This window comes from Neisseria subflava, assembly GCF_024205705.1.
Lineage (GTDB): Bacteria > Pseudomonadota > Gammaproteobacteria > Burkholderiales > Neisseriaceae > Neisseria > Neisseria subflava_D.
On the sequence record NZ_CP073115.1, the window covers coordinates 1,949,850 to 1,976,054 of the forward strand.

Annotated in this window: 26 protein-coding genes and 4 tRNA genes; 19 read left to right on the forward strand and 11 right to left on the reverse strand. The window is 48.8% G+C overall.

The window, feature by feature from the left end; all coding sequences use genetic code 11:
• Window position 1: 1 nt before the first annotated feature.
• Together KCG54_RS09335 and KCG54_RS09340 are read right to left on the reverse strand one after the other, a co-directional pair.
• Complete coding sequence (locus KCG54_RS09335; RefSeq protein ID WP_254324011.1) at window positions 2–712, reverse strand: SAM-dependent methyltransferase; 711 nt, start codon at window positions 710–712, stop codon at window positions 2–4.
• Between the two features lie 54 nt (window positions 713–766).
• Window positions 767–1,357 carry a Maf family protein gene (locus tag KCG54_RS09340; protein ID WP_254324012.1) on the reverse strand — a complete coding sequence of 197 codons (591 nt, stop codon included), beginning with the start codon at window positions 1,355–1,357 and terminating at the stop codon, window positions 767–769.
• A gap of 55 nt (window positions 1,358–1,412) precedes the next feature.
• Here KCG54_RS09340 and KCG54_RS09345 point away from each other — a divergent pair, with 55 nt between their 5' ends.
• The 16 genes from KCG54_RS09345 (at window position 1,413) to KCG54_RS09420 (ending at window position 13,144) form a co-directional block, all read left to right on the forward strand.
• Window positions 1,413–1,916, forward strand: coding sequence for a YceD family protein (locus KCG54_RS09345; protein ID WP_128582706.1), 504 nt, complete (start codon window positions 1,413–1,415; stop codon window positions 1,914–1,916).
• A 33-nt stretch (window positions 1,917–1,949) separates the two neighbouring features.
• Window positions 1,950–2,129 carry a 50S ribosomal protein L32 gene (gene rpmF, locus KCG54_RS09350; RefSeq protein WP_002240035.1) on the forward strand — a complete coding sequence of 60 codons (180 nt, stop codon included), beginning with the start codon at window positions 1,950–1,952 and terminating at the stop codon, window positions 2,127–2,129.
• A 92-nt stretch (window positions 2,130–2,221) separates the two neighbouring features.
• A complete protein-coding gene (locus KCG54_RS09355; protein ID WP_254324013.1) occupies window positions 2,222–2,746 on the forward strand; it encodes a phosphoribosyltransferase in 525 nt (174 codons plus the stop codon).
• A 122-nt stretch (window positions 2,747–2,868) separates the two neighbouring features.
• Entirely contained in the window at window positions 2,869–3,939 is a 1,071-nt protein-coding gene (gene plsX, locus KCG54_RS09360) for a phosphate acyltransferase PlsX (protein WP_254324014.1), read from the forward strand.
• A 152-nt stretch (window positions 3,940–4,091) separates the two neighbouring features.
• On the forward strand, window positions 4,092–5,054 hold the full coding sequence (locus tag KCG54_RS09365; RefSeq protein ID WP_107857368.1) for a beta-ketoacyl-ACP synthase III: 963 nt from the start codon (window positions 4,092–4,094) through the stop codon (window positions 5,052–5,054).
• Between the two features lie 114 nt (window positions 5,055–5,168).
• Window positions 5,169–5,453 (forward strand): DUF1294 domain-containing protein, encoded by a 285-nt coding sequence (locus KCG54_RS09370; protein WP_254324015.1) that lies wholly within the window; start codon window positions 5,169–5,171, stop codon window positions 5,451–5,453.
• A gap of 9 nt (window positions 5,454–5,462) precedes the next feature.
• Window positions 5,463–6,389, forward strand: a complete 927-nt coding sequence (gene fabD / locus KCG54_RS09375) for an ACP S-malonyltransferase (protein WP_254324016.1) — start codon at window positions 5,463–5,465, stop codon at window positions 6,387–6,389.
• A gap of 74 nt (window positions 6,390–6,463) precedes the next feature.
• Window positions 6,464–7,465, forward strand: coding sequence for a hypothetical protein (locus KCG54_RS09380; RefSeq protein WP_107857371.1), 1,002 nt, complete (start codon window positions 6,464–6,466; stop codon window positions 7,463–7,465).
• A 56-nt stretch (window positions 7,466–7,521) separates the two neighbouring features.
• Window positions 7,522–8,592, forward strand: coding sequence for a hypothetical protein (locus KCG54_RS09385; protein ID WP_254324017.1), 1,071 nt, complete (start codon window positions 7,522–7,524; stop codon window positions 8,590–8,592).
• On the forward strand, window positions 8,585–9,622 hold the full coding sequence (locus KCG54_RS09390) for a glycosyltransferase family 8 protein (protein WP_070584735.1): 1,038 nt from the start codon (window positions 8,585–8,587) through the stop codon (window positions 9,620–9,622). The genes KCG54_RS09385 and KCG54_RS09390 overlap by 8 nt, the downstream gene beginning before the upstream one ends.
• Window positions 9,623–9,667: 45 nt before the next feature.
• A complete protein-coding gene (gene fabG / locus KCG54_RS09395) occupies window positions 9,668–10,414 on the forward strand; it encodes a 3-oxoacyl-ACP reductase FabG (RefSeq protein ID WP_107724043.1) in 747 nt (248 codons plus the stop codon).
• Between the two features lie 268 nt (window positions 10,415–10,682).
• Complete coding sequence (locus KCG54_RS09400; protein WP_254324018.1) at window positions 10,683–12,665, forward strand: monovalent cation:proton antiporter family protein; 1,983 nt, start codon at window positions 10,683–10,685, stop codon at window positions 12,663–12,665.
• Between the two features lie 69 nt (window positions 12,666–12,734).
• Window positions 12,735–12,810 (forward strand) — tRNA-Val (locus KCG54_RS09405).
• 33 nt (window positions 12,811–12,843) lie between these two features.
• Window positions 12,844–12,920, forward strand: a tRNA-Asp gene (locus KCG54_RS09410).
• A gap of 39 nt (window positions 12,921–12,959) precedes the next feature.
• Window positions 12,960–13,035: transfer RNA gene (locus KCG54_RS09415), tRNA-Val, on the forward strand.
• A 32-nt stretch (window positions 13,036–13,067) separates the two neighbouring features.
• A tRNA-Asp gene (locus tag KCG54_RS09420) sits at window positions 13,068–13,144 on the forward strand.
• Between the two features lie 295 nt (window positions 13,145–13,439).
• On the opposite strand, the gene dacB is transcribed toward KCG54_RS09420, so the two are convergent.
• Both dacB and KCG54_RS09430 read right to left on the reverse strand, forming a co-directional pair.
• On the reverse strand, window positions 13,440–14,852 hold the full coding sequence (gene dacB / locus KCG54_RS09425) for a D-alanyl-D-alanine carboxypeptidase/D-alanyl-D-alanine endopeptidase (RefSeq protein WP_254324019.1): 1,413 nt from the start codon (window positions 14,850–14,852) through the stop codon (window positions 13,440–13,442).
• Between the two features lie 70 nt (window positions 14,853–14,922).
• A complete protein-coding gene (locus tag KCG54_RS09430; protein WP_254324020.1) occupies window positions 14,923–16,350 on the reverse strand; it encodes an MFS transporter in 1,428 nt (475 codons plus the stop codon).
• Window positions 16,351–16,486: 136 nt separating this feature from the next.
• On the opposite strand from KCG54_RS09430, the gene KCG54_RS09435 reads away from it, so the two are divergent.
• The 3 genes from KCG54_RS09435 to KCG54_RS09445 all read left to right on the forward strand — a co-directional run bounded on the left by KCG54_RS09435 (window position 16,487) and on the right by KCG54_RS09445 (window position 19,219).
• The gene (locus tag KCG54_RS09435) at window positions 16,487–17,053 is read left to right on the forward strand and encodes an NADPH-dependent FMN reductase (RefSeq protein ID WP_070825875.1); all 567 of its coding nucleotides are present in this window, start codon (window positions 16,487–16,489) and stop codon (window positions 17,051–17,053) included.
• Between the two features lie 145 nt (window positions 17,054–17,198).
• The gene (locus tag KCG54_RS09440; RefSeq protein ID WP_070460434.1) at window positions 17,199–17,876 is read left to right on the forward strand and encodes a response regulator; all 678 of its coding nucleotides are present in this window, start codon (window positions 17,199–17,201) and stop codon (window positions 17,874–17,876) included.
• Window positions 17,877–17,905: 29 nt separating this feature from the next.
• Entirely contained in the window at window positions 17,906–19,219 is a 1,314-nt protein-coding gene (locus tag KCG54_RS09445) for a sensor histidine kinase (RefSeq protein WP_254324021.1), read from the forward strand.
• 130 nt (window positions 19,220–19,349) lie between these two features.
• On the opposite strand, the gene aroB is transcribed toward KCG54_RS09445, so the two are convergent.
• The 7 genes from aroB to pilM all read right to left on the reverse strand — a co-directional run bounded on the left by aroB (window position 19,350) and on the right by pilM (window position 26,196).
• Window positions 19,350–20,429, reverse strand: coding sequence for a 3-dehydroquinate synthase (gene aroB / locus KCG54_RS09450; protein WP_254324022.1), 1,080 nt, complete (start codon window positions 20,427–20,429; stop codon window positions 19,350–19,352).
• Window positions 20,430–20,451: 22 nt separating this feature from the next.
• A complete protein-coding gene (locus tag KCG54_RS09455) occupies window positions 20,452–20,964 on the reverse strand; it encodes a shikimate kinase (protein ID WP_003684491.1) in 513 nt (170 codons plus the stop codon).
• Window positions 20,965–21,094: 130 nt separating this feature from the next.
• Window positions 21,095–23,227, reverse strand: coding sequence for a type IV pilus secretin PilQ (gene pilQ, locus KCG54_RS09460; RefSeq protein WP_254324023.1), 2,133 nt, complete (start codon window positions 23,225–23,227; stop codon window positions 21,095–21,097).
• A 20-nt stretch (window positions 23,228–23,247) separates the two neighbouring features.
• Window positions 23,248–23,790, reverse strand: coding sequence for a pilus assembly protein PilP (locus KCG54_RS09465; RefSeq protein ID WP_003684527.1), 543 nt, complete (start codon window positions 23,788–23,790; stop codon window positions 23,248–23,250).
• Window positions 23,791–23,805: 15 nt separating this feature from the next.
• Window positions 23,806–24,477, reverse strand: a complete 672-nt coding sequence (locus tag KCG54_RS09470) for a type 4a pilus biogenesis protein PilO (protein ID WP_004520855.1) — start codon at window positions 24,475–24,477, stop codon at window positions 23,806–23,808.
• Window positions 24,477–25,100: a PilN domain-containing protein gene (locus KCG54_RS09475; protein ID WP_254324024.1), complete on the reverse strand. Its 624-nt coding sequence runs from the start codon at window positions 25,098–25,100 to the stop codon at window positions 24,477–24,479. Before KCG54_RS09475 ends, KCG54_RS09470 begins: the two co-directional genes overlap by 1 nt.
• Window positions 25,101–25,104: 4 nt before the next feature.
• The gene (gene pilM / locus KCG54_RS09480; RefSeq protein ID WP_039862505.1) at window positions 25,105–26,196 is read right to left on the reverse strand and encodes a type IV pilus assembly protein PilM; all 1,092 of its coding nucleotides are present in this window, start codon (window positions 26,194–26,196) and stop codon (window positions 25,105–25,107) included.
• Window positions 26,197–26,205: the final 9 nt, after the last annotated feature.

Sequence of the window (26,205 nt, forward strand, 5' to 3'; positions counted from 1 at the left end):
TTTAAGCGGCATGCAACACAAAAATCGTCGGACGTTTTTTCAAATTCGGCATTTCTTTTCTTTTTCGCCACTGCGCAATCGTCTGGCTGATGATTTCCTGTGTCGGCAAGGTCAAGTCCGTAGCCACACATAAGCGCGTTTCAGGATGCAGGTTTTCCACCGCATCAGCCAACAACGCATCGTTGCGATACGGCGTTTCGATAAACAGCTGCGTTTCATTCTGCTGGCGTGAACGTTGCTCCAAAACCTTCAAACTCTGAATCCGCTCATTTTTTTCAGACGGCAGATACCCCTTAAACGCAAAGTTCTGCCCATTCGCACCCGAAGCCATCAGCGCCAGCAGCAAACTAGACGGGCCAACCAAAGGCCGTACTTCAAACCCGTGTTTATGCGCCAATGCCACCAAATTCGCACCCGGATCGGCAACAGCCGGACAACCCGCCTCGCTGACAATGCCCATACTGCGGCCTTCTTGCAAAGGTTTCAGCAATTCCGGTAAAGTCTTCAAATCCGTGTGTTCATTCAACGTTTGCAGATTCAGCTCACGGATAGGCGTAGTCACGCCCAAATGCTTCAAATGCGCGCGCGCTGTTTTTTCCGCTTCTACGACAAAATCCGTCAGCCCGACAATCGCCTGTTGTTCATGCGGCAACAGGCATGGCGTATCAGGCGCACCCAAAGGGGTAGGAATCAAATACAAAATCGGTTTCATTCTTGCAACTCCAAAAAATCTCAGGCCGTCTGAACATATTCAGACGGCCTCAAACTATAAAACTTCCACACCTTCGTTTTTCAAAAAATCAATCAGACGGAAAATCGGAAGGCCGATCAAAGCATTCGGATCCGTACTTTCAATCCGCTCCAACAAAGCGGCGCCCAAACCCTCGCTCTTCGCCGCGCCGGCACAATAAACCGCATCCGGCTCGCGTTCCAAATATCGGCTGATTTGTTCCTGCGTCAACTGTCGCATGGCAACCACCGTATGATCGACATGATGCTGAACCTCGCCCGTAGCAGTATTCAAAAGCACGATTGCACTGTAAAATTCAATCCGTTTTCCGCTCAAGTCCGCCAGCATCTGTTGTGCATTTGCGACGTTCATCGGCTTACCCAACTGCCGTCCTTCACACCATGCGACTTGGTCTGCGCCGATAATCAGCGCAGCAGGGAAAGCTGCCGCCAATGAACGGGCTTTGCCTTCCGCCAAACGCAGCGCCGTTTCGCCCGCATGCTCGCCCACAATAGGCGTTTCGTCAAAATCAGGCGATGCCGTCTGAAAATCGATACCCAAACGGCGAAGCTGTCCGCAGCGGAAAACCGAACTCGACCCTAAAACCAAAGGCAGTTTTACTTCCATATTTTTACTTAAAAACATTGACGTTAGACTGCCGAAATTATATCATACTCCGTTTATGTCATACCCTAATTTGATTGATCCAGAAGTTTTCGCCGCCGAAGGGCAGAATCTGCAAGGCAGCTTCCTGCTCGAAGAATTGGATGAACGAGTCAGTTCGCACGATTATCCGGCCGACAAACAGACATGCGTGTCGTTTACGCTGCAAGGCGGTCGCGACCGGCTGCAACGTCTGTTTCTCGATTTAAACGTCAAAGCCGACATGCCCCTGATTTGCCAGCGTTGCATTACGCCCATGCCGTTTCTACTCGATGAAACCAGCCGTATCGTCCTGTTTGCCGATGAAGAGAGTTTGGACGAAGCCATGCTTGCCGATGAAGAATTGGAAGGCATGCTGCTCGAAAAAGAGCTTGACGTACGGACTCTGGTTGAAGACCAAATCCTGATGTCGCTCCCTTTCTCCCCTCGACACGAAGACTGCGGCAACAATGGAACACTGGACGAAGTCAATCGGGACAAACCAAACCCCTTCGCTGTTTTAGCAGGTTTGAAAAGCAGTTAATTAGGACACAGTTTATTTATCTAGGAGCTTGAAATGGCCGTTCAACAAAACAAAAAATCCCCTTCTAAACGCGGTATGCACCGTTCACACGACGCTCTGACTGCGCCTTCTCTGTCTGTTGACAGCGCAACCGGCGAAGTGCATCGTCCACACCACATTTCCCCAAACGGTATGTACCGTGGCCGCAAAGTGGTAAAAGCTAAAGGCGAATAATCCGTTCGTCTGACTGAAAAAGCCAGAATATTGCCATGCAATGACTGGCTTTTTTGCATTGCACCCTGTATTTTCCTCTTCGGAAGCACACCATGAAACATAAAATCTGGTACACCTACGACGATATCCACCGCGTAATCAAAGGATTGGCGGAAAAAATCCAAAACTCCGGCACCAAATACGATGCCATGATTGCCATTGGCGGCGGCGGTTTTATCCCTGCCCGCATGTTGCGCTGCTTCTTGGAAATTCCGATTTACGCCGTCACCACAGCCTACTACGACAGTGATAATGAAGGTCAAGTTACCGAGGAAGTGAAAAAAGTCCAATGGCTTGATCCCGTTCCAGATGCCCTGAAAGGCAAAAACGTACTGGTTGTTGACGAAGTGGACGACAGCCGCGTTACCATGGAATTCTGCCTGAACGAATTGTTGAAAGAAGATTTCGGCACTGTCGGCGTGGCAGTATTGCATGAAAAAATCAAAGCCAAAGTCGGTAAAATTCCTGAAGGTATCCCTTATTTCAGCGGCATTACCGTTGAAGACTGGTGGATCAACTATCCTTGGGACGCGCTGGACATTGACGAACACAACAAATTGGCCGCGCAAAACCAATAAATCTGGCACGACCGTCGCAACAAGCCTTTTCATCTGATTTTCAATTCAATCTCCTGAAAATCAGATGAGAGTGCTTGTCCGATTGTTTGAGGCCGTCTGAAACACACAAACCGGAGAACAACATGATTACACTGGCCGTAGATGCCATGGGCGGAGATGCAGGCCTTGCGATGACCGTCCCCGGTGCAGTGGATTTCCTGAAACAGCAATCCGACGTACACCTGATTATGGTCGGAGATGAAGCAGCAGTACGCCAAGCATTAAGCTCGGCAGGCGCGCCTATGGACCGCATTACCGTCTGCCATGCAGCGCAAGTCGTCGAAATGGATGAAGCGCCGCAATCCGCGCTGAAAAATAAAAAAGAATCATCCATGCGCATCGCCATCAACCAAGTCAAAGAAGGCAATGCGCAAGCCGCCGTATCGGCAGGCAATACCGGCGCACTGATGGCGACCGCCCGATTCGTCCTCAAAACCATTCCCGGCATTGAGCGCCCTGCCATCGCCAAATTCCTGCCTTCCGACAGCGAACACGTTACCCTGGCTTTGGATTTGGGTGCAAATGTCGATTGCACACCCGAACAACTGGTTCAATTTGCCATCATCGGCAGCGAGCTTGTACACGCTTTGCACCCCGAAAAAGGCAGCCCGCGTGTCGCCCTTTTGAACGTCGGTACAGAAGACATTAAAGGCACGGATGCCGTCAAACAAACCTTTAAACTGTTGAGCAGCAGCAAACTCAACTTTATCGGCAATATCGAAAGCAACAGCGTTTTGTATGGCGAAGCCGATGTCGTTGTCGCAGACGGATTTGTCGGCAACGTTATGCTCAAAACCATCGAAGGCGCGGTTAAATTCATGAGCGGCGCCATCCGCCGCGAATTCCAAAGCACCCTGTTCAACAAACTTGCCGCCATTGCCGCCCTGCCCGCGCTCAAAGGTTTGAAAGGCAAACTGGATCCGCGTAAATTTAACGGCGCCATCCTGCTTGGCTTACGCGGTATCGTGATTAAGAGCCACGGCGGAACCGACGAAGTCGGCTTCCGTTATGCTTTGGAAGAAGCTTATCACGAAGCCAAATCTGCCGGTCTCGCCCAAATCGAACAAGGCGTAGCCACCCAGTTGGCTGCTTTGGAAGCCGCCAAAGCAGCAGCCGAACTGGAAGAAACCGCTGCTCCAACAACGGAAGCTTAAGGCTGATATATACAGGCCGTCTGAAACTTCACAATGTTCAGACGGCCTGTTTTTATCTTTAATCACCGACTTCATTCTTAATATTGGGAATTTTCCCATTTTCGCTTACAATACCCGACTATCTGAATTAACTCTCTAAAAAGGCCGTTCTCATGCAATATGCCAAAATTTCCGGTACAGGCAGCTACCTTCCTGCCAACCGCGTCAGCAATGACGACCTTGCCAAAAAAGTGGACACTTCCGACGAGTGGATTACCACGCGTACAGGTATCAAATTTCGCCATATTGCAGACGACAGCGAAAAAACCAGCGACTTGGCCGCCGAGTCAGCGCGCCGCGCCTTGGCAGATGCCGGTTTGCAGGCTGACGATATCGACCTGATTATCGTCGCCACAGCCACTCCCGATATGCAGTTCCCTTCCACTGCGACCATCGTGCAGCAAAAATTGGGTATTGCCAATGGCTGCCCTGCCTTTGACGTACAAGCCGTGTGCGCCGGTTTTATGTATGCCCTGACCACTGCCAATGCCTACATCAAAAGCGGCATGGCAAAAAACGCTTTGGTGATCGGCGCGGAAACCTTCAGCCGTATCGTCGATTGGAACGACCGCACCACCTGCGTCCTCTTTGGTGACGGCGCAGGCGCGGTGGTCTTAAGCGCATCTGACGAACCGGGCATCATCCACGGCAAACTCAAAGCCGACGGCAACTACCTCAACCTTTTGAACGTCCCCGGACAAATCGCCAACGGCCAGATTTGCGGTTCGCCCTACATCAGCATGGACGGCCCCGGTGTATTCAAGTTTGCCGTCAAAATGCTGGCAAAAATCGCAGATGACGTTATCGAAGAAGCCGGTTACACCACCGATCAAATCGATTGGCTTGTGCCGCACCAAGCCAATAAGCGCATTATCGACTCTACCGCCAAACACTTAGGCTTGAGCATGGACAAAGTGATCTTGACCGTCCAAGACCACGGCAACACTTCCGCCGCCTCCATTCCGCTGGCACTGGATGTCGGTATTAAAAACGGCCAAATCAAACGCGGACAAAACCTCTTGCTTGAAGGTATCGGCGGCGGTTTTGCCTGGGGTGCGGTTTTGGTGAAATACTAACGGTTAGGCCGTCTGAACATCCTTTTCAGACGGCCTATTCTGCTCAAACCCATGGAATCTCTAACGTTTGCACTCTATATCAGTAGCCTGTTTTTAAGCATAACAGCTGTAATATTGCCCAAACTGGCAATCGCCTATCTTGCACTGAGCGCATACGTTTTCCTGCTTTACTACCTAGACAAACAGCGCGCATGCAACCACGGCAGACGCATACCCGAAGCAAAATTGCATCTGCTCAATCTGCTTGGCGGCTGGCCGGGCGGTTATTGCGGCAGCCTCGCATTCCGGCATAAAACCAGCAAACCTGAATTTGTCCGCACCTTCCGGCTGACCACCGCAACCAATACTGTCGCCACCCTTCTTCTGCTGGCGGACACCCTCAAACATTCAAACCAATAAGGAATTACCATGTCTTTCGCATTCTTTTTCCCCGGACAAGGCTCACAAAGCCTAGGCATGATGAACGGCTTTGCCGAGCAAGCCATCGTTAAAGCCACATTTGACGAAGCTTCCGCCGTATTGGGTCAAGACCTGTGGGCAATGATTAACGGCGAAGATGCCGAATTAATCGGACAAACCGTCAACACCCAGCCCATCATGCTGGCTGCCGGCATTGCCACCTACCGCGCCTACTTGGAAGCCGGCGGTAAAATCCCTTCCGTCGTTGCAGGCCACAGTCTCGGCGAATACACCGCCCTCGTCGCTGCCGGCGCATTGGATTTCGCAGATGCGGTCAAACTGGTTCGTCTGCGCGCCGAGCTCATGCAATCCGCCGTACCGCAAGGCGTAGGCGCAATGGCCGCTATTTTGGGTTTGGAAGATGAACAAGTAAAAGCCATTTGTGCCGAAGCTGCACAAGGCGAAGTCGTTGAAGCCGTCAACTTCAACTCTCCAGGCCAAGTTGTGATTGCCGGCAATACCGCCGCAGTCGAACGCGCCATGGCCGCCGCCAAAGAAGCCGGAGCCAAACGCGCCCTGCCGCTGCCTGTTTCCGTTCCCTCACATTGCAGCCTCATGAAGCCCGCAGCGGAAAAACTTGCCGAAGCATTGAAAGATATCACCATCAAACAACCGCAGATCCGCGTCATTCATAACGCCGATGTTGCCTCTTATGATGATGCCGACAAAATCAAAGATGCCTTGGTACGCCAACTGTACAGCCCGGTACGCTGGACAGAAACCGTCAACGCGCTTGTTTCCGAAGGTATTACCGAGTCCGCCGAATGCGGCCCCGGCAAAGTCCTCGCAGGCCTCGCCAAACGCATCAATAAAGAAGCCGCGTGCAGCGCATTGACCAATGCCGATCAAGTGACTGCATTTATCGAAGCCCACTAAAAATGTTTTCAGACGGCCTTATCCTGTCAGGCAAGGCCGTCTGAAAAATCAGCCCACTCCAATCCGAATACATTATGAAAAAAACCATTATTCTTGCCGTTCCCTACATGTACGGACTGGATCAATGTATCGAAAAAAATCTGCGTTTTCTTGGTTTTGATGTCATTAATCTGTGCTATGACGACCGAGATTCCTATTATCCGAACTTGGGCAGCAGACTCAAAAACTTCTACCACAAACACATCACCAAAGACGGCAACTATAAAAAATACCTCAAATACAGCCGCCACCTCGACGACATTCAGCAAAAATTGGCCTTGCTAAACGGCAAAAAAGCCGATTATGCGCTCTGTATCCGCGCCAATATTTACCCCAAAGAGATTATCGCCACCATCCGCGAACACAGCAATGTTTGCGTGAATTATCAATGGGATGGCGTAGGCCGCTTCCCAGACATCATTGAATATTTGGATTATTTTGACCAATGCTGGGTTTTCGACCCCGACGATATTCAAAAATATCCGCAATGCCGTTTCAAAGCCACCACCAATTTTTACTTTGACTTTCCCGTAGCGGAATATGCGCCCACCAACAAACTCTACTTTTTAGGTGGCTACGAACTCCGACGCGAAGAGCAAACCAAACGCTTTATCCAAGAAACCGAACGCCTCAACCTACCCTTGGATTTTCATATCTACTGCAAAGACGACAGGGCTGAAAAAGCCTTCGGACACAACGGCATCCGCTATCTCGACCGCAGCAGCATCCTCAGCTTTGAAGAAAACCTCAGCCAAGTGCAAAGTTGCGGCGCAGTCGTAGATTTTGCACAATTCGAACATTACGGCTTATCATTCCGTATCTTTGATGCGTTGCGTTTCGATAAAAAACTGATTACCACCAACAAACATATCTTGGAGATCGACCTATACCACCCAGACCGTGTGTTCGTATGGGACGGCGGTGATTTAGACGCATTGCCTGAATTTTTGGCACGCCCGTATCAGCAACCTGACCCTGAAATCAAAGCCTATTATTCGTTTACACAATGGCTAAACCGCCTGCTCGGCATTGATTAACCCTATTGCCTATGGCAAATATAACCTGCCTGACAAAATATTATATTGAATACATTATGAGTAAGAAAAAAGTCATTCTCGCCATGCCGGAACTCTTCAAAATCCACGAACTCATTATTGAGAACTTGGAAAAATGCGGATTTGAAGTGCTGTCTCTGACCTATGAAGAAAAAGAGTTCAAATACAAAAATGTATTTCAACGGCTGAAAAAAATCTGGTATCGAAATATTCTTGGACAAAAAGACTTCAAAAAACGGACCATGTTCCGCGCCGTAGAAGAACGCCTCAATACCCTGTTAAGCGAACATCCCGAACAAGCGGATTATTGCTTCATGATTTGGCTGGGGGCCTATCCGAAAGACTTCATCGCCAAGCTCAGAGCGCATTCAAAATTAATGGTGTATTACAACTGGGAAGCCCTGACCTTCTTAAAAGAAGACTTCGACAACATCGAATTTTTCGACAAATTTTACTTTTTCGATCCGTTTGACCAAGGCAAACATCCCGAATACACCGAAAAACTCTTTCCAACCACCAGCTTCTACTTTGACAGCTTCAGGCCGTCTGAAAACCCGCAAAACAAAATCTTGTTTATCGGCTCGTACGCTGCCGACCGCAACAATGACATCCGTGCATTTTGCGAAGCTGCGCGTTCAATCGGTTTAGAAATAGATTTCCGCTTAGCCAGCAAGAAAATTGAAGAAGAACAAGCGGCTTTAGGCATTCCTGAAGTCGAGTTCTTCTCATTTGAAAACGCCCTCTCCTATCGTCAAAACTTAGAAGAAGCGGCCAAATCCTCCGTATTGGTAGATTTCCTCAACCGCAAGCACTACGGCCTCTCTTTGCGGATTTTCGAAGCGATCGGTTTGGAAAAAAAACTGATTACGACCAATCCGACCATCGTACATTACGATTTTTATCACCCGAACAATATGTTCTACTGGAATGGAAGCAACCTTGACGAACTCAAAGCCTTCCTGACCTTGCCGTATGTACCGCTTGCCCCCGGCCTGAAACACAAATACAGCTTCAGCAACTGGATCAGCTGCGCATTTGATATTGAACCGAATATCCCTATCGGATTACCTGAAATCGATAGAGAAGTTGTGGAGAATTTAAATGTTTAATCGAGAAAAATTAGTATTAGAAACTGTTCATATCCGCAAAAGAGAATTCATTGAACAGCCGAAACATATTGTTTATGCAGCCGATCAAAACTATATCAAACACATCGGCACTGCGTTACTTTCTGTATTGCAAAACAATACCAGCCCAATACATTTTCATTTGTTAGTTAGTGGTTCAGAAGGTTATGATTTTAATATTTTTAATCAAATTGAAACATCAAATCAAAACTACTCAATAAGCGTTTACCATTTAAATACAGAATACTTTTCTACCCTGCAAACTACCCATTATTTTACTATCGCTATGTATTACCGTATGAGTATCCCTTGCTTATTAAAAGGTATTGCTCATACTGCACTTTATCTAGATACTGATGTACTGTGCTTGGGTAACATTGATGATTTATTTGAAATCGACATTTCAAATTCTTTGATTGCCGCCGTACCTGATGCAATCTTATACAGAGCATATATAAAACAACTCAATCAATTTGGTTTTACAGATACTGAGCCTTATTTCAACTCCGGGGTCATTCTATTCAATATTGACAAATGGAATGATATGGCAATAGATAAAATTTTGTCTGAAAAAATGCAAGCCGTAGAAAAACAGAATTTTAAACTCTCCTGTCCAGACCAAGATATTTTGAATTTAGCCTGTATAGGTCATGTACACTGGCTTTCAGAAAACTTTAACTGGATACATTGGCATCAAAAATACAGTGAATTAATCGACAATCCCAACAATATCCGCTTAGTCCATTTTGTTGGTCATATCAAACCGTGGCATCAATTAGGCTTCCACCCTGCATATGATCAATATTTTAAGAATTCCCCATGGAATAACGGATATCTAGAACAACCTCTATCAACTTGGTTGCCCTTTCCAAATCCTAAAAGGAAATTTAGACAAGCAGCCAAACGGCTTTGGAAACAAGGACAAAAAAAGCAAGCATGGGCATACTACAAAGAATATTTATTACGAAGAATCAACAAACGACGGTATCAAGCACCCTCACTAGGTAAATAAGGCCGTCTGAAACCATTTTTCCCAATCGCAATTAAGGAATAAAACATGAGTACACAAGATTTAAGCGGCAAAATCGCTTTGGTAACCGGCGCATCGCGCGGTATTGGTGCGGCGATTGCCGATACTTTGGCTGCGGCCGGTGCAAAAGTTATCGGTACAGCCACCAGTGAGAGCGGTGCGGCTGCAATCAGCGAACGCTTGGCACAGTGGGGCGGCGAAGGCCGTGCATTGAATTCTGCTGAACCTGAAACCATCGAAAACCTGATTGCCGACATCGAAAAAGAATTCGGCAAACTGGATATTTTGGTCAACAACGCCGGCATTACCCGTGACAACCTCCTGATGCGCATGAAAGAGGAAGAATGGGACGACATCATGCAGGTCAACCTCAAATCTGTGTTCCGTGCCTCCAAAGCCGTATTGCGCGGCATGATGAAACAGCGTACCGGCCGCATTATCAACATCACATCCGTTGTCGGCGTGATGGGCAATGCCGGTCAAACCAACTATGCGGCGGCAAAAGCAGGCTTAATCGGCTTCTCCAAATCTATGGCACGTGAAGTCGGCAGCCGCGGCATTACCGTCAACTGCGTCGCCCCCGGCTTTATCGACACCGATATGACCCGCGCCCTGCCGGAAGAAACCCGCAAAACCTTTGAAGCGCAAACTTCTTTGGGCAAATTCGGTGAAGCGCAAGATATTGCCGATGCAGTCTTGTTCTTGGCTTCTGATCAGGCAAAATACATTACCGGTCAGACACTTCATGTCAACGGCGGCATGTTGATGCCTTAAACCGTTTGTTTATTTAAAGGCCGTCTGAATATTTCAGACGGCCCTTTTTGTCAATCAAAACACTACTTTACATTCTATCTTGATATAATCTTAATAATCCGTTAGATAACGCTCGAAACAGTAAGTCCAAATAAGCATGATACAGGAAATCAAATCGCAGAAATGAAGTTCATTCTGTGCGTTTTTATTTGGGTTTGCTGTCGGTTTTCGACGTGTTTCAGACGGCCTATATAACAATAGCTACTTTTAACGAAAGGCCGCCCACTCTATGCACGAATTCTCCCTCGGTCCCATTGTCATTGTCCTGTTGGTTTCCGTCATTACGGTTATCTGCTGTCGCAAGTTCAACATTCCTTCCATGCTCGGTTATCTTTTGGTCGGTTTTATTGCCGGTCCGGGTATGTTCAAACTGATTCCGCAAAGCCACGCCACCGACTATTTGGGCGAAATCGGCATTGTGTTCTTGATGTTCAGCATCGGTCTCGAATTCTCCCTGCCCAAACTCAAAGCCATGCGCCGCCTCGTATTCGGCTTGGGCGGTTTGCAAGTCATCATTACCATGCTCTCAATTATGGGCATTTTGATGGCAATGGGCACGCCGTTTAACTGGGCGTTTGCCACTGCGGGCGCACTGACCATGTCGTCCACCGCCATTGTCAGCCGCATTCTGTCGGAGAAAACTGAGCTGGGTCAGCCGCATGGTCAAATGGCCATGGGTGTTTTGCTGATGCAAGATATTGCCGTTGTACCGCTGATGATTCTGATTCCGGCACTTGCCGGCGGCAGCGAAGGCAACTTATGGGTAGAGCTGGGCTTGGCCGGTTTGAAAATGTTGCTGACCTTGGGCATTTTGTTCGTTGTCGGCAGCCGTGTGATGTCACGCTGGTTCAGACTGGTTGCCAAACGCAAATCGTCCGAACTCTTCATGATCAACGTTTTGCTGGTTACTTTGGGCGTAGCTTATCTGACAGAGCTTGAAGGCCTGTCTATGGCATTGGGCGCATTCGTCGCCGGTATGCTGCTTTCCGAAACCGAATACCGCATTCAGGTGGAAGACGACATCCGTCCATTCCGCGATATCCTGCTGGGCTTCTTCTTCATTACCGTCGGTATGAAACTCGATATTCAGGCGCTGATCGGCAACTGGCAGCAAATCCTGATTTTGTTGGCAATCCTGTTGATTTTGAAAGCACTGGTCGTCTTCATCATCGCTTTGCGCATGAAAAACCCTACGAGCGACAGCCTCAAAAGTGCGCTTTATTTGGCACAAGGTGGCGAGTTCGGCTTCGTAATGCTGGCTATTTCCAGCAAAATCAATATGGTTTCGCCCGAATTGGAACAAGCAGCCACTGCTGCCGTCTTGCTCTCCATGATTGCCGCACCATTTATCTTGGGCAGCAGCGATGCCATCGTCAGCCGCTTCGTCAAATCCGACTGGGACATGAAAGCCTTGGACTTACACTCCATGCTGGTGGAAACCATGAGCAAATCCGAACACGTCCTGATTATCGGTTTCGGACGCGGCGGTCAATCGGTTGCCCGTGTATTGGCGCAAGAAGGCATCCCCTACTTTGCCCTTGACTTGGATATTGCCCGCGTACAAGTGGCACGCAACGCAGGCGAACCGGTTTCCTTTGGCGATGCCAAACGCCGTGAAGTCTTGGAAGCCGCCGGCTTGGGACGCGCCAAAATGGTGGTCATCACGCTGAACAATATGCACGAGACCCAACATGTTCTCGGCAACATCATGTCCATGCATCCGAGCATGCCAGTTTATGTTCGAGCCACCAATGACGATTACGTCAAAACCTTTACCGAAATGGGTGCGGAAGAAACCGTCTCCGATACCAAAGAAACCAGCCTGGTGCTGGCAAGCTATGCCATGTTGGGTCACGGTCTCTCTTACAACCATGTTTATCAAACCATAACCCATATCCGTCACAGCCGCTATGCATCTTTGCAAGACTTGTTTGTCGGCAGTGATGATGACAGCTTCTCCGACGAAGACAGCAAGGCCGTCTGCCGCCATGCTTTCCCATTGCAAGGCGAGGCACACGCCATCGGCAAAACCATCCGTGAATTGCCATTGGCAGCGCATTATCTGAAACTATTGTTTATCCGCCGCAATACCGGAAAAATCCAAGACCTTGACCCTGATTTCGTTCTGGAAACCGGTGACATTTTGGTTGTTGCAGGCAAGCAGGAAGAAATTATTTCCTTTGAAAACTGGTGCTTGCAGGGAGACATCTAATTATCGGCAAATAAATCTTGCGCGCATCAGGATTTTTTGGTTTAATAGCGTCTTCGCAAATTTGCGCATGGGTGATTAGCTCAGTTGGTAGAGCGTCTGCCTTACAAGCAGAATGTCGGCGGTTCGACTCCGTCATCACCCACCAAGTTTCTTTTTCATTGTCTTTGACAGTGGATGCGCGGTGGTAGCTCAGTTGGTTAGAGTACCGGCCTGTCACGCCGGGGGTCGCGGGTTCGAGCCCCGTCCGCCGCGCCATTATTTTAAAATACTGATTCTTCAGTATCTCCCTTTTTCGGGTGATTAGCTCAGTTGGTAGAGCGTCTGCCTTACAAGCAGAATGTCGGCGGTTCGACTCCGTCATCACCCACCACTTTCCTTTTCATTGTCTTTGACAGTGGATGCGCGGTGGTAGCTCAGTTGGTTAGAGTACCGGCCTGTCACGCCGGGGGTCGCGGGTTCGAGCCCCGTCCGCCGCGCCATCAAGTTAAAAATAAAAAATACCGGTTTTTACCGGTATTTTTTTCGTCTGTACCTTATGCCTTTTCATAAAAAATCCAGCTATTTAGATAATATAAAACAGAGTAACTTAATAAGGCTGAAAGACATATGGTTTAAATCCTGAAAGATCATCCATCTCAAGCTGACTCACACCAAACGTTTATTCATAAAATCCCTAAATCATCTTTCAAAATAGACATAAATACTTGCCTCCCCTTCTTACACAAAGGCCGTCTGAAAACGTCAATACATTTTCAGACGGCCTTTTTTAGCTTATCAAGCCTGATACCTAATCATGCAGGAGGCCTTAGCATCAATCCAATGTTCGCCACCGGGCTGAACAATTTTAGACACCAGCTTATCCAAGTCGCGTAAATAATCGGTTGATTTTTGGCTGTTGATAATGACGACAACCAGCAACGGCTTTTCGCCCAACCAATACCCAGCCAATGCGCGGACATCTTTAAGCGTACCGGTTTTGAGGCGCAGGTTTTCACCGGGCTGCTTCAAGCGTGTTTTAAGCGTGCCGTCTTTACCGGCAATCGGCAGCGTACTGATAAACTCGTTTTTAAACGGGCTGAAGTAGGCTTTTTCCAACATTTGCGCCATCATTCGCGCATTGAGCCGTTCAACGCGGGACAGGCCTGAGCCGTTTTCCAACACCAGCCCTTCCGTATTAATACCGGCAACCGCCAGCTCGCTTTTTACGATAGACGCAGCCTTGGCCTGCGCCAGCTTGTAATCAGACATGTTTCCGGCAAATTTAAGGAAAACCGAACGGGCAATCAGATTATTGGAATGCTTGTTCATATCGGTGAGGATATCGGTAAGCGGTTTGGATAGATGACTCGCCAACACATGCGCGTCATGAGGCGCGACACCTGTTGTCAGGCCGTCTGAAACCGTGCCGCCTTGTTGGCGCCATTGGTTCACAAAACTTTTGCCGATAAATTCTTTCGTGCTGTACATATTCAGATACAGTTCTTTGCCCAAGCAGCTTTCCGGCAGCTTGCCCGATACGGTCAGCGTATTGTTTTTATAGGAAGTCTTCATGTGGTTTTTTAAAACACTGCACTTCCCTTCTTTATTCTCAAGCGTCAATTTGTTTTGAATATTCAGATTCGGCAGCGGCGGATTGGTACGGATGACCAAGCTTCCGTCCTCTTCTTTTTCAGCACGGAGTTCAACGGTTTTATACGCCAACATATTAGGATCGGGCGGCGTCATAAAGCTTTCGGCAGAATCGGAAGCAAAATCATCCGGATTCTTCACATCGCCCCACAGGCTGCGGTCGAGTATCAGATGTCCGTCAATATGGCGTATGCCCTTATCGCGCATCTGTTGCTGCATTTGCACCAGATCATGCTGGTCAAACACAGGATCGCCGCTCCCCACCCAATACACGTTACCTTTCAACGTATCGCCTTTGATTAAGCCGTTGGTTTTAAACTCAGTTTTCCAACGATAATCGCCGCCCAACATACGAAACGCGGTAAACGCCGTTACCAGCTTCATGGTCGAAGCAGGATTGCGCAATTCATCGGCACGGTGCTCGGCAATCACTTTGCCGCTGTCCAATTCCTGCACATAAACGGAAATTTCATTTTCAGGAATACGCCCGAAATCCAAAGCCCATGACGGACAAACCGCCATCATCAGGCCGACTGATAAAATACTTTTCAACTTCATTGTGTTACAAAATCTTATAAATTCTTACGAGGTACTTAGGCCGTCTGAACGTTTCAGACGGCCTTTTTATTTATTTCTGATGCGCTTTCAAACGCAAAGCAAACATGACAACTACAACACCGACAACCAAAGCGCAACCCATCGCCAAATGGATACCGTCCAGCATTGCCTGTTGCGGCATATCTGCGCTGGAAAGTTTCTCGCCGATATTGGTCGCACCGACAAAAAACGCCGCGCCGATGGCACCGGCAATCGGATTAATAGTAGTCAGAATCGCCGCACCGTGCGGATTAAGCGTTTTCGGCAACGCGTTCAGACCATGGGTTTCGCCGGTTACACAAGCAGACACGGAAAGCGCCAATAGCGTAAACATCGCCGTCAACATCACCACTTGCGTATCAATCCGCAAAAACAGCCACAATACTGCCAGCGACACCACCAGCATCACTGTTGCTGGCAAGACGACAAAACGTCCACCCTTTTTGTCCAACAATTTGCCGAACAAAGGCGCGGCAACCGCTTGGGCAATGCTGGCAGGCATCAGAATCAGACCGGTTGCCGTACCGGTCAGCATCAACACTTGCTGCGTGTACATCGGTACCATCAGCTCCAAGCCCAAAAACAGGAATACCGCACCGGCCAAAATCACAACGCAATATCTGAACTGTTTGTATTCAAACGCACGAAGGTTCAACAACGGCGTGGCCAAACGGAACTGCCGGTGCGCAAACCAACCCACCAGCACAACGGAAGCGGTAAAGAGCAGGACAAATTCCACCAGCGGCATATGGGCAAAATTACTGCTCGCATAAACCAGCCCGCCAAAACCCGCAATTGACAACACGACCGACAACATATCGATTTTCGGACGGCTGATGTTACTCAAATTGACTGTCAAATATTTACCCACCAGCACCATCGCCGCCAACATAAACGGCGCGGTAAAGCCGAACAGCACGCGCCAATGCGTATGGTCGATGATGATGCCCGACAGCGTCGGCCCCATTGCAGGCGCGGCGGTAAACATCATGGTAATCACACCCATCGCCGTTCCGCGCTTGTTGGGCGGGAAAATCGACAATACGCCGTTAAACAGAAGCGGGACAAAAAACGCGGCAGACACTGCCTGCACCATCCGACCGACCACCAATACGCCAAACGTCGGTGCAAACGCGCAAATCAGCGATCCTGCTAAAAACGTTGCCTGCGTAAACAGCACCATTTTGCGCGTTTCAAACCATTGAATCACGCCTGCCGTAATCGGCGTAAATGCCCCCATGACCAGCAAAAAGCCCGTCGTCAGCCATTGGACCGTGGTCTTATCGACACCAAAATCCTTCATAATCGGCGTGAGCGCGACATTCAGCAGCGTGTCGTTGAGATAGCAGAAAAATGCGCCGATGAATAAGGTGGCGACAATGGTTTTAGCAGGAAAGTCGGGATTGTCGGCGAAGTATTCGTGTGCCGTTTCGCCCTCTTGCAAATCAGAAGCGTGCATAATAATTTGAAATATCAGCAAAACCGTTATTTTAGCATAAACCGTTTTGACAGGCCGTCTGAACCCTTGACCGCATCCCCAGACAACACTAAAATTTAGAATCGTTTTCATTTTTATTATTAAACAGGAGAAAAACATGTCAAAGAAAGTCAGCATCTTGGTCGGCAGTCTGCGTAAAGGCTCGTTTGCACGAAAAATCGCACAAAACGTCATTTCCATGTTCCCCGAAGGCTACGAAGCGCAAATCGTCGAAATCGGCCATTTGCCTTTATACAACTTCGACTACGACGATCCTGCCGTTACCGACTTCCCTACTCCGTCCAGCTATACCGAGTTCCGCGAAACCATCAAAGCCTCGGCCGGCGTATTGTTCGTGACTTCCGAAAACAACCGCACTGTCCCGGCCTGTCTGAAAAACGCCATCGACATCGGCTCCAAACCCAATGCCGATGTTGCCTGGAAAAAAACACCGGCCGGCATCATCAGCCATTCCGTCGGTAAAATGGGCGGTTATAGCGCGCAAAAAAATCTGCGCCTTGCCCTTTCGTATTTCGATATGCCGCTGACCGGCCAGCCGGAAGTGTTCCTCGGCAACTCGCCTACCCTGTTTGACGACAACGGCCAGCTCATCGAATCTGCACGCGGATTTGTTCAAGGCTATATCGACCAATTGGTTACCTTGATTGAGAAAAACCCTAAATAATCGGGATTGAAGCATACAGGCCGTCTGAAAACCGAATTTCAGACGGCCTCATCTTTTGCAAAAAATCAGTTTTTCGACAGTTCCTAAATTTTTACTAATTGAGTGCGGTTATAATCCCTATCCACCCATCCTCCGGAGAACTTCCATGCGTGTATTATTGGTTGAAGACGATGCCATGATTGCCCAAGCCGTCAGCGCCAACCTGAAAGACACCGGCTACGCTGTCGATTGGGTCAGTCGCGGTTCGGAAGTTGCCGCAGCAGTGGCTGCGCAAGCATACGATTTGCTGCTCTTGGATTTAGGTTTGCCCGGCAAAGACGGTTTGGACGTATTGGCGCAAATCCGCAACGGCGGCTGTACCGTCCCTGTCTTAATCGTGACCGCGCGCGATGATTTGCACAGCCGCCTCAACGGCCTGGACGGCGGCGCAGACGACTACATCGTCAAACCCTTCGACATGGCGGAACTGCAAGCCCGTATGCGCGCCGTATTGCGCCGACACGGCGGACAGGCGCAAACGCTGCTGAGCAACGGCATCATCACACTCAACCCTTCCACCCATCAGGCGGAAGTGGTCGGGCAAGAGCAGGCCATCATGCTCAGCAACAAAGAATTTGCCGTCCTCCAAGCCCTGCTGCTGCGTCCGGGCATGATTCTGTCGCGCAGCGATTTGGAAGACAAAATCTACGGCTGGGGTGAAGAAGTCGAAAGCAACGCTGTTGACTTCCTGATTCACGCCTTACGCAAAAAACTCGGCAAAGAAGCGATTCAAAACGTCCGCGGGGTCGGCTGGCTGGTTGCACAAAACAACCAGGCCGTCTGAAAAACCAAAACAACACCAATACACAAACCATGCAACGCCTTATCCACACCATCAAACAATCCCTGCAAGTCCGGATCAGCCTCGCCCTGATCTGCATGCTCCTGCCCCTCTCCATTCTTGCAGGCATATTTTCATATTACGATACTTATCACGAGACCCAAGAGGTTCAAGACGACCTATTGCGCCAAGTCGCGAACTATCTCGACCCGAGCGATGCCGATGACGAGAAACACTCTCTCGACAACGACAACAAGATTTCCGTTCAATTTCCCAATACGCCCAACCCCATTGTCAGCCTGCCTGAGCAGATTTCAGACGGCCTGCACACCATTCAGGCCGATGACGACGACGATTACTACCGCGTTTATACCCGCAACACCAAGCAAGGCCGCATCGCCGTCATGCAGGAAAGCGACTACCGCGAAGAGCTGGCCGAAATGGCCGCCGTGCAGAGCATCCTCCCCATGCTCCTCGCCCTGCCCCTGATTATCCTGCTCACCGTCTGGATTACCCACCGCGCCATGCGTTCCGTCAAAACCCTGTCCAACGATTTGGAACAGCGCCAAATCAACAACCTCTCGCCAATGGACACGCAAAACATTCCCAGTGAAATCCAAGGCTTTGTCGTCGCCATCAACAACCTGTTGCAGCGTACCGACGAAAACGTCCGCCAACAGCAACGCTTTATCGCCGATGCCGCACACGAATTGCGCAGCCCCATGACTGCCCTTTCCCTTCAGGCAGAGCGGCTCAACAATATGCAGCTGTCCGCCGAAGCGCGCGAGCAGTCCGCCCTGTTGCAACAAAGCATACAGCGAAACCGCCACCTGCTTGAGCAACTCCTTTCCCTCGCACGCGCCCAAGCACCCGAAACCCAACGCCCCAAAACCCTGATCAGCCTGCAAAACCAGTTCCGCCGCGTCTTGCAGGAACTCATGCCGCTGGCGCTGGCCAAAGGTCAAGACATCGGTGTTGCCGTTGAAAACGACTGCCAAATCCACGCCGACGACACTGAAATCTACACCCTTATCAAAACCTTTACCGACAACGCCATCCGCTATACCCCTAAAGGCGGCCGCATCGATTTAGGCTTTGATGAAACCGCAGAATACCTCAACATCTGGGTGGAAGACGACGGCCCCGGCATTCCCCCAAGCGAATGCCAACGCGTTATCGACCCCTTCTACCGCATTCTCGGCACCGAGCAACAAGGCACCGGCTTGGGCCTATCCATTGCAGACACCATTGTCAAACGCCATCAAGGCCGTCTGAAACTGGCCGACAGCCGACGCTTTGACAGCGGCTTGTTGATTATTGCCGAGTTAGATAAAAAGACGCTTTAAATAATTGACCCGCTCAAATTGGTTTATCTAACTTTAAGCCGATGAATCAAAACGCTTAAAAAACCAAAGGCCGTCTGAAAATGACTTTCAGACGGCCTTTTTATATTTTAAAGCAAACCTCATTCATTCTTCACAAATACGGCTGCAAGGTTTGGCGGAGGATTTCCATATCGGTAATTTCGGTGATATTGGCTTTGCCCAAGTATTCCAAACCGACAAAACGCATGATGCCGCTGCTGACTTTTTTATCGTGGCTCATGTGTTCAATCCATTTTTCAAATGAGAAAACAGGCGGCACAGATGGGAGGGAGGCGGCTTCCATTAAAGCGGCAATGCGGTCGGTATCGGCTTGTTGGGTTTTGCCCAAAATTTGCGACAAACGAGAAGCGAGGACGCAACCGGCGGCAACGGCTTCGCCGTGCAGCCATACGCCGTAGCCCATTTCGGCTTCGATGGCATGGCCGAAAGTGTGGCCGAGATTAAGCCATGCGCGGATGCCCTGCTCGGTTTCGTCTTGGGCAACAATATCGGCCTTTATTTTGCAGCAATGATAAACGGCTTCTGCCATTTTTTCTTGGTGTTGCGCCATCAGGTCGGCCATATTTTCTTCCAACCAAGCAAAAAATTCGGCATCGCCCAAGGCACCGTATTTGATGACTTCGGCCATACCTGCGGAAAGTTCGCGCTGCGGCAGCGTTTGCAGGGCGGTCAAATCGGCCAGCACGGCTTGCGGCTGGTAGAACGCGCCAATCATGTTTTTACCGAGCGGATGGTTGATGGCGGTTTTACCGCCGACCGAGGAATCGACCTGACTGAGCAATGTGGTCGGCACTTGGATAAAAGGTGCGCCACGTTGATAAGTTGCCGCGGCAAAGCCGACCATATCGCCTATCACGCCGCCGCCCAAAGCGATTAAAGTGGTTTTGCGTTCGGCACGGTTTTGCATCAGGCCATCGTAAATCAGGTTGAGCGTCTGCCAGTTTTTATATTCTTCGCCGTCGGGAAGGATGATGCTGAAATGCGGTACACCCAGTCTGTCTAAGGCCGTCTGAAGCTGTTTGAGATAAAGCGGCGCAACGGTTTCGTTGGTAATGATGGCTGCTTTTTTGCCTAAATAGGGCTGCAGCAGCGTATCTGCCTGCTCAATCAGTTTATGCCCGATAAAGATGGGGTATTGATGGGACGGGGTTTGGACAGTCAGTGTGCGCATAGTATTCCTTTGCAAAGCGTATTTATTCGCCTAAAGCCTGTATCAGGCGTTTGAGCGTTTTGTGGCAGCTGTCGGATTCGATGACGAGATGGGCGGTTTGACGGTACAGCGTATCGCGTTGGTCATACAGCTCTTGCAGTTTGGCCAAAGGGTTGGCAACTTGCAACAGCGGCCGGTTGCTGTCGTAACGGGTACGCTCCAGCAAGGTTTCGGGGCTGGCATGCAGATAAACAACCGTGCCGTTTTGGCGCAAAATCTGTCTGTTTTCACTGCGCAATACGGAGCCGCCACCGGTCGATAAAACGATGTTGCGCCGGGAAGCGAGCTTCTTCAGCATATTGGTTTCACGGTTGCGGAAGCCTTCCTCCCCTTCCATCTCAAAAATGGTCGGAATGGTTACGCCCGAAGAAGTGCAGATTTCGTAGTCGCTGTCGTAAAACGGGCATTCAAACATTTGGGCAAGCTGCTTGCCCAAAGTGGTTTTGCCCGCGCCCATCAGCCCGATTAAGATTAAATTGCCGTTGATTTTTTCCATGTGGGTCATTTTATACGATATGGTGGTTTCGTGGAAAAGTTCGTCGTTTTTCAGACGGCCTGAAACGAAAGGCCGTCTGAAAACGAAAACAGGCATACCTTTGCAGATATGCCTGTTTGTCATTCTAAAATCAATAACGCAGATTGTTACCCACATTATCCATAATGCGCGGCGTGATAAAAATCAACAGTTCGCGGCGGTTTTCACGCTTGCCACGTGATTTGAACAGATTGCCGACAACAGGAATATCGCCCAAAACAGGTACTTTGTTCACTGCATTGGTGCTTTCTTCTTCGTAAATACCGCCGACAATCAGCGTGCCGCCATCTTCAACCATAGCTTGGGTATTCAAGTGTTTGGTGTTGATACACTTGGTTGTCAGAGAATCCACGGTACAGTCGATCGGGGTATCGCGATTAATCTTCACAGTCATGATGATTTGACCGTCAGGCGTAATGTTCGGCGTTACGGTCAAGCCCAAAACGGCTTTCTTGAAGGTAATCGAAGTTGCACCGCTGGAAGAAGCCTCTTGGTAAGGAATTTCCGTACCGGATTCAATTTTGGCTTCTTTGCGGTCTTGCGTCAGCACGCGCGGATTGGAAATGGTTTTGCTCTTACCTTGTTCTTCAGACGCGCTGATTTCTAAACCCAATGCGCCGGACGAGAACGCACGCACCAGTGCAATGCTGTTGACTGCAGCTGCGGTCGGCAGACTGACGTTCGGATCCAAAGTCCATGTGCGGTAGCCTACATCGCCACGGTTAAACGAGGCATTGGTATTGTAGTTGGTTTGTGCATTGCTCCAGTTGCTGCCCCATGCATTACGACCACTTGCACCACCGGAACCGAATTTAACGCCCAAGTTGCGGAAGAAGGTATCTTCTGCTTCCACAATACGCGCTTCCACCATCACTTGACGGGTTGGAACGTCCAATTCATCAATCAGTTTGCGGAATTTCTCAATCACGCCGCGGTTATCGGTCACGATCAGCGTATTAGTGGCCGGATCGATTAAGGCGCTGCCTCGGTTGCTCAACAGAGTATTACGGGTATTGGAATTATTGCTGTCGTATTCTTCCAAGCGCAGAATTTTGCGGAATTCTTCCACATTTTTGTATTTCAACTGGAAGGTTTGAGAATACAGCGGACCCAATTCGGCAATCTCTTTTTCAGCCTGCAAGAAGGCTTTGTCTTTTGCCAATAATTCATCGCGAGGTGCGATATTGATAATGTTGCCTTGACGGCGCATATCCAAATTGCGCGCCTGCATGACCAAATCCAGAGCCTGATCCCAAGGTACATCTTTCAGGGATAAAGTCATGGTGCCTTTGACGGTATCGCTGGCAACAATATTCACACCGGATTCTTTTGCCAAAATCTGCAAGATGGTACGAACTTCTACATCTTGGAAATCCAAAGAAATTTTACGGCCTTTGAACGATTTGTTCGTATTTTGGTTCAAACCGCCGGATTCGGTATTGGCGGCTTTAGGCGATACTTCAAATACAAAGCGTCCGGAAGAAGCTTTGGTATTAATGTCCCAATTCGCATTATTGTTGCGGATAATGAGCTGGGTAGAATTGCCGATACGTTTGAGCGTAACGTTTTGTACAGGGGTATTGAAGTCAGCCACATCCAAACTGCGTTGCGCTTGTGTCGGCAGAGTATGGTTTTTCAAGGTAACAACCACGCGGTCGCGCTGTTGTTTAATATCCGGCTGCCCGCTGAAACCTGGGACGGACAATTCAATAATGCCGGAATTGCGTGCGCCTTTGCGGAAATCGATATTGGCTGCTGAAACGGCTTGATAAGTCTGAGCAGCGCGCGCGGTAGACGGCGTAGCCGCACGTTCATTTGCAACGGCTGCATTGGTTTGGTCAGTAGATTCGTTTACAAACACCCAAACTTCGTTGCCGCGAATCTCAGTATTGTATTGGCTGATTTTGTTCAAACCCAAAACTACGCGTGCGCGGTCATTGTTCTGTGCCGCAGTAATTTGATTCAGCAATGGGTCTGCATATTCCAAAACAGGCTGAGGCAAACGGATATTGGTGTTGGCAAAATCCAATGCGATACGCGCCGGAGTAGATGTTACAAAACCATGAGGTGTAGTGACGTCTTTGTCGAAACGGATTTTGATGATTTTTTGGTTGTCAGGCAAAGTGGAAACGTTGATATCGGTAATATTGCCTGCAAAGGCCGTCTGAACAGCGAGGGCAACGCTGAAGCCGGCAAATAATTTTGTCATGTGTTTGGTTTTCATAATCGAGTGAGACCCCTAAATTAATTTGAATTCGAACTATCTGAGCTATTGGAAGAATCCGCCTCTTTACTGCTCAATGGCAATTCGGCCTTCCGGTACACCCAGTTGCCGTAGCTGTCTTCAACTTGCTCGGTCAAGATAATTTTATCTTCGGTAATACTTTGGATTCTGCCGTAATTCTGACCGATGTAGTTTCCGGGATAAACGGTATAAACATGGTCGTTGACCTTGATAAATCCGGAAACTTTGCCGCCGCTTTGCAGCGTTCCGACAAAGGCCATATTTTCCAAACTGAAGGCTTCCAATGTTTCTTTCGGACGGTTCACATCCGGCGCATTACCGCCTTTAGGGGCGGTATCCAAACGGCGGGAATCAAACGCATTCATGCCTTTAAAGTTCGGCGGGCTATACGGTTTAGGCAATGTAACCGTCGGCTCTTCAAACGGAATAATCTTGGATTTTGCTTCCTGACGGGTTTGCGTCATCCATTGAGTCAAATCTTCATAGCTTTGCGTACAGGCTGCCAAGGGAAGAAGACTTAAGAGTAAGATGATTTTTTTCATGATTTCCCTATTCTTTTATTTTTGCTCATTCTCGGCAGGTTTGCCTTCTTCTTGTGCCTGTTGCGCAGCCAATTCGGCAGCAATCTCTTCGGCCGGACGTGCTTTGTAAGTCGTCGCAATCGCACTCAATGTCAACTCGCCTTTATTACCTTTGCCTTCTTTGTCCTCGCCTGCGTTCACGAGTTTTAAAGAATCTAACGTAATAATGCGCGACAAATCGCCTACATCACGGGTAAATTGGCTGATCTGAGAGTATTTGCCTGTGATGGAAATCTGATACGGCAGTTTTTGAATCGGACCATCGTTTTCAGGTTGGAGCGGTGCAACGCTGTCCAAACGCAATCCGTTGGTTGAACCTGCCTGATGCAATTCTTGAATCAGGTTCGGAATTTCTGCGTCGGTCGGCAATTGTTTCAACAAAACGTCGAATGCAGAACGGATCGAAGCCAATTCGGCCTTCAGATTATTCAAGCTTGCTGCCTGAATGCTTTTACGCGTAAAGGTTTCCTTCAGCTCTTCCTCTTTAGCTTCCTGCGTATTCAGGGTTTCAATCTGATCTTTAAATACGCCGACATAGCCCAAAGCCAACATACCGACAATCAATAAACCTGCCAGCAAAAGTTTTGAAGGCATATTGAGCAGGTACAGGTTTTGTACGTCCAATTGTTTTAAGTTTTTAGATGCCATTATTGAACCTCCGGAGCAGGTTCGGCCACAGGTTCGGCCATTTCACCGCTGCTTTGGGCAGTCGGTGCAGGAGCCGGTGTATTTACTTGGTTGATTGAAGATTTCAAAGTAAATTCTTGGTAGTTATCTACTTTTTTAATGCTCAACAATTCAGGCTGCAAGAAAATACCTGTACTTGGCAGGGAGCGCATCATAACGGCGATTTTATTGTCGCTGATGGCATGACCGCTGATTTTATAGCTGGTCGGACTTTCGGCTTCCAACGCGGTCAAATAAGTATTATCGGGCGTAAGTGTATTCAAAGAATCAAGGATATAGGCCGCTTGATAGCGTTTTTCCTGTAACTCTTCAACTTTCAGTTTTTTGGCCAAGAAGGCTTCTTTTTCTTGCTGAAGTTTATCGATTTCGCCCAATTCTCTATCAAGTCTGTCGATTTCGGTTTGCAGGAAGTTGTTGCGGCCTTCTTGATTGCTGATGGCGCTGTCAATACCAAGATAGGTAGCGGCCGCCAAGCCCAAACCTACTGCAAAAGCGCCAAGCATCAATATTTTGAATTGCTGCTGCTTGCGCTGTTTAATCTCTTCCCGATATGGGAGAAGGTTGATTCTGGTTAATTCGATCATGTTCTCAAAGTCCCCTTAATGCCAATCCGAACGCCAAAGTCAGTGACGGCGCATCAATTTGAAACTGCGGCAATTCTACTTTTGCACTGCGTTCCACATATGAAATCGGATGCAGATATTCTGTTGGCGTATTGGTTTGCGAGAAAATGCTTTCTGCCAAACCTGCCTGCTGCGCGGTAAAGCCGGTCAGCAGGATGTGTTTGATATTGTGAAAAGAATCAGTGGCCTGTGTGGTATAGTAAAATTGCAGAACACGCTGAACTTCTTGCGCAACCTGTACATTAAAACGGTCGGCAATCTGAGACTGGTAGTCGGAAGGCTTGTTTTGAGAAGCCATCATTTGTGCGGCTTTTTCTTCCGTTACCTGATAAGTACGCTGAATCAGCTGATTAAGCTGCTCAGTACTGACCGGCGTTTCTTGTTTGTAAAGAATACGGCCGTTTTGCAGAATCAGGGCATACATTTGAGTCGCATGAATGCCGAACACGGCAACTTTTTCCTCTGCCATTTCGGGAGCATGCGTATTCATCCAATAGACGAAGGCATTGCGTTGCGCCAGCAAGTCCAAGTCCAAAGCAGACAAAGGCAGACCGGCATTTTCAAACATTTCAATGCGTGGCTCGACATCGTCTTTTTTGGCGGCAACAGCTAAAACATGCTGACCCGAACCGACTTCTTCGGCTTGAAAGTCGTAGTTCATTTCTTCAATAGGCGCAAATTGGCCGACTTCCGCCTCGATAAACTCTTCCAAGTCCAAATCGGTATCACGCGGGTTGTAAATAATTTGCTCGACTGTCGCCAAATTTTGTGGCACGGCAGCAACAATATTTTTGCAAGAACTGCGTAATTGTGTGTAAGTATGTTGGATGTAAGTAGCAAGCTGATCGTAGTCTTGAATTTTGTTGCCTTTGACAATATTTTTAGGCAATTTGGTAATAACGTATTTTTCCAGCTGAATTTGGTTTAAACTACGGCCTGTCAGTTGTACCATCTTAATGGCATGTTGGCTGATGTCGACGCCGATGGCAGAGCGGTTGTTCAATCCGCTAGAAGCCTTGCCTGTTTTGGTATCTTTCGTGCTTTTAAATAAGCGCATGATTTGACT